The sequence below is a fragment of the Gemmatimonadota bacterium genome, assembly GCA_026706345.1.
Classification (GTDB): Bacteria; JAAXHH01; JAAXHH01; order JAAXHH01; family JAAXHH01; genus JAAXHH01.
In genome coordinates this window covers 1-1,431 of record JAPOYX010000155.1, presented here as the reverse complement: position 1 = coordinate 1,431, position 1,431 = coordinate 1, and the positions used below count along the sequence as shown (strand labels likewise).

2 protein-coding genes are annotated in these 1,431 nt (G+C 61.0%); one reads left to right on the top strand and one right to left on the bottom strand.

Annotated elements, in window-relative coordinates:
• Positions 1-255: 255 nt before the first annotated feature.
• Positions 256-714, top strand: coding sequence for a nuclear transport factor 2 family protein (locus OXG98_10205; GenBank protein ID MCY3772376.1), 459 nt, complete (start codon positions 256-258; stop codon positions 712-714).
• Between the two features lie 45 nt (positions 715-759).
• Here OXG98_10205 and OXG98_10200 read toward each other — a convergent pair.
• On the bottom strand, positions 760-1,431 hold a 672-nt coding region (locus tag OXG98_10200), incomplete at its 5' end, for an amidohydrolase family protein (protein MCY3772375.1).

Below are 1,431 nucleotides of genomic sequence, written 5' to 3'. Positions count from 1 at the left end.
TACGTCGCTCCGGCACGGGTCGATTGCACAAGGTGGGAGACGCCGATGGACGTGGCGGCGAACAACAATCCCGGTCCGAGCAGGGCCAGGCCTTTTCGCGAACGGGACATGATTCCGGTTCCTGTCTTCATCGTTGCCACGTTACGCTTGTTTGACAAGACCAAGTGGAAGAACTTCACCACCCGGCTTCAGTTTTGAGCTTGCCCACCCTACCATTGGGACGTATTCAGGAGATTGAGTGAGAGGAAGTGAACGGTGACGTGGTTTGAAAGATGGATGCGGGGCGTTTTGATGGCATTGTCGTTGACTTGCGCGGCCGCGTTCGCGCAGGCGCCGGACCCGGAGGCGGCGCGCGTTGCCGAGGCCATCGAACTGTACACGCAGGGAACGTACGAAGGCGACGGCGAAAAGCTGCGCAGCGTGTTCCATGAAAGGGCGGTGATGCACGGCTACATCGGCGATGAACTGATCACGGAGAGGCCCGCGGAGTTCATCGAAGGCATGGAACGCCTGCGGATGCGGGACTTGGGAGCCGAGTACCGGCCCAGCATTGTCAGTATGGAGATAGAAGGACGGGTGGCCGCGGTGACGCTCGAGGAGACGGGGTTTCCGGGGGGCATGAGCTTCACCAACTATTTTCATCTGATCGACGACGGCACGGGATGGAAAATCATCAGCAAGACCTTCATCGGTTCGGGTTCGGTCCGGCAGTAAGCGGCCGGCGCCCGGACGGGATGCGACAGAGCCTTGCGCTTGCGCCTAGTTCGTTGCCCAATGTCCGGCGATCTCCTCTTCGGAAAGTCCCAGGAAGCGGGCCGCATTGAAATAGAAGATGTCAGCCGTCTGTTCGGCGGTAAGGAACGAGGCGCCGTCAACGGCCTCGAATGCATCGTCCATGACCGATGGCATGCCCATCTGATCGGTGCCCCAAAGGATGCGTTTACCGTATCCTGCATCGACCAGACCCTTTAGAAAAGTGTGAAATTCCACCGTGGGGATCAACCAATTGATGGCGGCAATGCCCACGTGGAGCTGAGGGTGCGCAAACATCAGCGCCTTCATGTTTTCCAGGTACGGCCAGCCCGCGTGCATGACGTAGATCTTCATGGTGGGGTGGGTCACCAGCACTTCCTCGATCTGCATCGGGTCCGCGTTGGCCGCGCGGATCCGGGACATCATGCCGCCCGCGTAGAGGCTCCCCGGCCCGCCGCCCGGAAACAGGTGGTACGCCGCGGGGATACCCAGTTCCTCCGCCAGATCGAAGAACGGTTTCACCGCCGGGTCGTCGGCCCGCAGGCCCTCGTAGTACGGACCCATTTCGCCGAGGATGTGCAGCTTCCCTTCGCCGTGCTGGCGGCGAAGCTCGTCAACCGTCGACCTGCGTGTGCTGACCATGCTCCCGATGAGAACCCGGTCCTGGTCCGCTTCGTG